The organism is Sinomonas sp. G460-2, assembly GCF_047759905.1.
Lineage (GTDB): Bacteria > Actinomycetota > Actinomycetes > Actinomycetales > Micrococcaceae > Sinomonas.
Genome location: NZ_JBKZWT010000234.1, coordinates 1 through 5,765, shown reverse-complemented (window position 1 = coordinate 5,765; position 5,765 = coordinate 1). Strand labels below are relative to the sequence as shown.

Annotated in this window: 4 protein-coding genes; all 4 read left to right on the top strand. The window is 69.4% G+C overall.

Annotation, left to right across the window (positions count from 1 at the left end):
• The coding region (locus ACLN58_RS16790; RefSeq protein ID WP_415856396.1) for a multifunctional oxoglutarate decarboxylase/oxoglutarate dehydrogenase thiamine pyrophosphate-binding subunit/dihydrolipoyllysine-residue succinyltransferase subunit at positions 1 to 3,448 on the top strand (3,448 nt) is incomplete at its 5' end.
• A 225-nt stretch (positions 3,449 to 3,673) separates the two neighbouring features.
• Positions 3,674 to 4,273: a GDSL-type esterase/lipase family protein gene (locus ACLN58_RS16785; protein WP_415856395.1), complete on the top strand. Its 600-nt coding sequence runs from the start codon at positions 3,674 to 3,676 to the stop codon at positions 4,271 to 4,273.
• Between the two features lie 234 nt (positions 4,274 to 4,507).
• Positions 4,508 to 5,395: a DUF4097 family beta strand repeat-containing protein gene (locus ACLN58_RS16780; RefSeq protein ID WP_415856394.1), complete on the top strand. Its 888-nt coding sequence runs from the start codon at positions 4,508 to 4,510 to the stop codon at positions 5,393 to 5,395.
• A partial coding sequence (locus ACLN58_RS16775; RefSeq protein ID WP_415856393.1) for a PadR family transcriptional regulator occupies positions 5,392 to 5,765 on the top strand: 374 nt, incomplete at its 3' end. The genes ACLN58_RS16780 and ACLN58_RS16775, both read left to right, overlap by 4 nt.

Here is a 5,765-nt window from a genome sequence, read left to right as displayed (position 1 = left end):
CAAGCCCTCCGCCACCGGCCCGATCCCCGCCCAGCTGCCCAAGAAGGCCAAGGACGAGACCGTCGAGGACGACGTCGTCACGACCCTCCGCGGCCCCGCGAAGGCGATCGCGTCCAACATGATCTCGAGCCTCGAGGTTCCGACCGCGACAACGGTGCGCGCGGTGCCCGCGAAGCTCCTCATGGACAACCGGATCGTCATCAACAACCACCTCACCCGCGTCCGCGGCGGCAAGGTCTCGTTCACGCACCTCATCGGCTTCGCCGTGATCCGCGCACTCAAGCTCATGCCGTCCATGAACGTCAGCTACGACGACATCGACGGCAAGCCCGTCGCCGTCCAGCACTCGCACGTCAACTTCGGCATCGCCATCGACCTTCCGGGGAAGGACGGCACGCGCCTCCTCGTCGTCCCGAACGTCAAGAAGGCCGAGACCATGAACTTCTCGGAGTTCTGGCACACGTACGAGGACCTCATCAAGCGCGCGCGTGCGGGCAAGCTCACGGCGGACGACTACGCCGGCACGACGGTCTCGCTCACGAACCCCGGCGGCATCGGCACGGTCCACTCGGTTCCGCGCCTCTCGAAGGGCCAGGCCGCGATCATCGGCGTCGGCGCGCTCGAGTACCCGGCCGAATTCCAGGGCTCGTCGGAGAAGATCCTCGCGCTCCAGGCCGTCGGCAAGATCATCACGCTGACCTCGACCTACGATCACCGCGTCATCCAGGGCGCCGGTTCGGGCGAGTTCCTCCGGATCGTCCACCAGCTCCTCCTCGGCGAGCAGGGCTTCTACGACGAGATCTTCGAGTCCCTGCGCATCCCTTACGAGCCCGTTCGGTGGAGTCCGGACCTGCAGGTCAACCCCGAGGACACCATCAACAAGGTGGCCCGGATCCAGCAGCTCATCCACGCGTACCGCGTGCGCGGCCACCTCATGGCGGACACGAACCCGCTCGAGTACGTCCAGCGCCGCCACCCCGACCTCGACGTCCTCACGTACGGCCTCACGCTCTGGGACCTCGACCGCGAGTGGCCCACGGGCGGCTTCGGCGGCCGGCCCAAGGCCAAGTTCCGCGACATCCTCGGCGTGCTCCGCGACGCTTACTGCCGCACTACCGGCACGGAGTACATGCACCTCCAGGAGCCAGCCGAGCGCAAGTGGTTCCAGGACGAGATGGAGCACCCGTACAAGAAGCCGAGCCGCGAGGAGCAGCTCCGCATCATCTCCCGCCTCAACGCCGCCGAGGCGTTCGAGACGTTCCTCCAGACCAAGTTCGTGGGCCAGAAGCGCTTCTCGCTCGAGGGCGGCGAATCGCTCATCCCGATGCTCGACGCGGTCCTCTCCGGCGCGGCCGAGGACGGCCTCGACGAGGTCGGCATCGGCATGGCCCACCGCGGTCGCCTCAACGTGCTCACCAACATCGCGGGCAAGACCTACGCCCAGGTGTTCCGCGAGTTCGAGGGCACCCAAGACCCGCGCAGCGTCCAGGGCTCCGGCGACGTCAAGTATCACCTCGGCACCGAGGGCACGTTCACGGCGGAGAACGGCAAGCAGACCAAGGTCTACCTCGCCGCGAACCCGTCCCACCTCGAGGCCGTCGACCCGGTCCTCGAGGGCATCGTGCGCGCGAAGCAGGACCGGCTCGACTCGGGCGAGGCGTTCCCCGTGCTCCCGATCCTCGTCCACGGCGACGCGGCGTTCGCGGGCCAGGGCGTCGTCGCCGAGACGCTCAACCTCTCGCAGCTGCGCGGCTACCGCACGGGCGGCACGATCCACATCATCGTGAACAACCAGGTCGGCTTCACCACCTCGCCGTCCGCGTCGCGCTCCTCGGTCTACTCGACCGACGTCGCGAAGATGGTCCAGGCCCCGATCTTCCACGTCAACGGCGACGACCCCGAGGCCGTCGTCCGCGTCGCGCAGCTCGCGTACCGCTTCCGGCAGCGGTTCCACAAGGACGTCGTGATCGACCTTGTGTGCTACCGCCGCCGTGGCCACAACGAGGGCGATGACCCGTCGATGACGCAGCCGCTCATGTACAACCTCATCGAGGCGAAGCGCTCCGTCCGCAAGCTCTACACCGAGAGCCTCATCGGACGTGGCGACATCACCCAGGACGAGGCCGAGCAGCTCCTCCGCGACTACCAAGAGCGCCTCGAGCGCGTTTTCGCTGAGACTCACGCCGCGCAGACCTCGCCGATCCCGATCGTCACGAGCGATCTCAAGGCCGTGTCCGACCTCGAGCGTCCCATCTCGCAGCAGCAGGAGGACTCCTCGGGCGAGCAGCACCCCGAGTCCACGGCGGTGACCCCCGAGGCCTTCGCCCGCATGGGTCAGGTGCACCTCGAGATCCCCGACGGCTTCACGGTGCACCCGAAGCTCAAGCAGCTCCTCGAGCGCCGCGAGCAGATGGCCCGCGAGGGTGGCATCGACTGGGGCTTCGGCGAGCTCGCCGCGTTCGGCTCGCTCGTCAGCGAGGGCGTTCCCGTCCGTCTCGCAGGCCAGGATTCGCGGCGTGGCACGTTTGTGCAGCGCCACGCGGTCTTCCACGACCGGACCACGGGTGCCGAGTGGACCCCGCTCGCGAACATTGCGCCGGACCAGGCGAAGCTCGCGATCTATGACTCGTCGCTCTCCGAATACGCCGCCCTCGGCTTCGAGTACGGCTACTCGGTCGAGCGCCCCGACACGCTCGTCCTGTGGGAGGCCCAGTTCGGCGACTTCGTCAACGGTGCCCAGACGATCATCGACGAGTTCATCTCCTCCGCTGAGCAGAAGTGGGGCCAGCGGTCCTCGGTCGTCATGCTCCTCCCCCACGGCTACGAAGGCCAGGGCCCGGACCACTCGTCCGCGCGCATCGAGCGCTTCCTCCAGCTGTGCGCCGAGGACAACATGGTGGTCGCGCACCCGAGCACGCCCGCCTCGCACTTCCACCTCCTGCGCCGCCAGGCCTACAGCCGGCCGCGGAAGCCGCTCATCGTCTTCACGCCGAAGCAGCTCTTGCGCCTCAAGGCCGCCGCGTCGCCGGTCGAGGAGTTCACGAACGGCGCGTTCCGTCCGGTCATCCCCGAGCAGGAGAACCTCGACCCGCAGGGCGTCCAGCGCGTGCTGCTCGTCTCGGGCCGCCTGTACTACGACCTGCTCGCACAGCGCACGAAGGCCAAGGACGCCGCGACGGCCCTCGTCCGCGTCGAGCAGCTCTACCCGCTCCCGACGGCGGAGATCGCCGCCGAGCTCGCAAAGTACCCGAACGCCGAGGTCGTGTGGGCGCAGGACGAGCCCGCCAACCAGGGCGCGTGGCCCTTCATGGCGCTCAACCTCGCCCCTGAGCTCGACCGCCCGCTGGGCATCGTGTCCCGCCCGGCGTCGGCCGCGACGTCGGCCGGGTCGATGAAGCGCCACTCGGCCGAGGAGTCGACGCTCCTCGCGGAGTGCTTCCAGCTCTAGCCTCCAAGGCGCTGAGCCGGTTCATACGGTCGACGGCGGCCCGCACCTTCCCCGCGGAAGGTGCGGGCCGCCGTCGTTCGTCGTGGGCACCCGGGTTGGGAGGCCCACACCGCCACTTGTGCCGCGGGGCCCGCCCTCCCGGGCTCGGGCCCGCTCATTCGCTAGACTCGGGAGCCAAAGCGCCGTGCACGCACGGCGGAGGCGGCCAGCTGGTTGGAGGAGCGCATGGCGCACGAGAGGAAGGTTCGCCTCGCGGCGATCGGCGACGAGCTGCTGGCTGGGAACGGGGATCCCCGCGCGCTCGGCTGGCTCGGACGGGTCCTGGCCCGGACCCCGCGGGAAGAGCTGACCCTCGAGAGCTACGTGCTCGCGGCGCCGCAGGAGGGCACCGAGACGCTCTCGACCCGCTGGCTCGAGGAGGCCCAGCGCCGCTTCGGCGAGGGCTACGAGAACCGCCTCGTCATCGGCCTCTCGGGCCGGGACATCGAGTTCGGCCTGACCCCTGCCCGGAGCCGGCTCAACGTGGCCAACATCCTCGACAGCGCCGCGCAGAACAGCGCCGAAGTGTTTGTCGTCGGGCCGCCGCCCACGCTCGACCCCACGCAGAACCGCCGCCTCGGCGAGCTCAACACGGCATTCGCGGACGTCACGACGCGGCGCAAGCACTACTACGTCGACACGTTCTCCCCGCTGCTCAACCATGAGCAGTGGCGCGGAGACCTGGCCGCCAACGCGGGCGTCCCCGGCCAGGCCGGGTATGGGCTCATCGCGTGGCTCGTGCTGCACCGGGGCTGGTTCCCGTGGCTGCGGCTTCCGCAGTCGTAGCTGCAGCGCGACGCTTTAGGGCCCACGCCAGCGAGGGACCCGACCTGAGCCTGTGAAGGTTGGGAGCCGGTGGGGAGGGTCAGCTCCCGGGGCACCACCCACCGGGGCTGACCCTCGAACGTCTCCGGGGTCTTGCGCCATCTTAGAACGCGATATATCGTGTTTGTCAGATCGCGTTATATCGCGAGCCCGCGGCCACGAGGCCGCGGGAGGGGGATTCCGCCAGGAGGGGCCATGTCCACGGAGAATTGGAACATCACCGAGCCGCAGACCATCACGGTCGACGGCGTCACGTCGCTGCGCGCCGGAATCGTCGGCGGCCGTCTCGACGTGATCGTCCACGACCGCCCGGACGCCGTCATCGAGGTCAGCGAGGTGCGAGGCGACCCCGTGGCCGTGAGCCTCGACAACGGGCGCCTCGAGGTCCGCCACCAGCTCCAGGGGCTCGAAGGCTGGTTCAAGAACCTCATGGGCACCGTGTCGGGATCGAGCGAGAACCACACGGTCGTCTCGATCGCCGTCCCCGCCGGCGTGACCGTGGAGATCGGGACGGTGAGCGGGGACGGCCTCGTCTCCGGCACGGGCCCCGTGACGCGGCTCAATACCGTCTCGGGCTCGGTCCTGGGCGACGGGACCCGCGGCGAGCTCCACCTCAACACGGTGAGCGGCGACCTCATCGCGCGGAGCCACGAAGGCATCCTGACGGCAAAGACCGTCTCGGGCGAGATCACCGCGTCCGGCCTGCTCAAGGACATCCGGGCCAAGTCGGTCTCGGGGGACCTCGTGTTCGACACGGAGGGCTACTGCGAGTCCCTCGGCGCGAGCACCGTGAGCGGAGACATCACGATTCGGCTCCCCCGCGACATCGGCGTCGACCTCACGGCGACGACCGTATCCGGCCGTGTCGTGATCGATGATTCACGCTTCTCCTCGTTCAAGGGCCGCCTCGAGACGATCCTCGGCCCGGACCTCAAGCTCATGGTCCTGCGCTCGAACACCGTCTCGGGCAACGTCTCGGTGGTCCACGCGGGCCAGGCCGCGAGCTCGGCCGAGTCCGGCTACTCGGCCGGCGATTCGGCCGACGATCCCACAGCCGGCGGCGGAGAGCGGGCGGCAGAGTGACGCCCCCGGTCTTCGCCCACGGTGCGCTGCGCCTGTACCTCCTCGCGCTCCTCGAGGACGGGCCCCGCCACGGCTACGAGCTCATCAAGGCGCTGAGCGACCGGTTCGGCGGGACGTACTCCCCGAGCCCTGGCACGGTCTACCCGCGCCTCGCGAAGCTCCAGGAGGAGGGACTCGTCGAGGTGGAGTCTGCCGGGCGGCGCAGCATCTACCGCATCACGGAGGCCGGCCTGCGCGAGCTCGACGCACGGCGCGACGAGCTCGCCGATGTCGAACAGGACATCTCAGCGTCCGTGCGGCGGCTCGCGGACTCGCTCCGCGACGAGCTGCGCGCGAGCATGCGCGGCCTGAGGGCGGATCTCGCGGCGAC

Excerpts from the sequence above, each read along its gene's own strand:
- ACLN58_RS16785 (WP_415856395.1), top strand. The coding sequence starts at position 3,674 with ATGGCGCACGAGAGGAAGGTTCGCCTCGCGGCGATCGGCGACGAGCTG.
- ACLN58_RS16780 (WP_415856394.1), top strand. The coding sequence starts at position 4,508 with ATGTCCACGGAGAATTGGAACATCACCGAGCCGCAGACCATCACGGTC.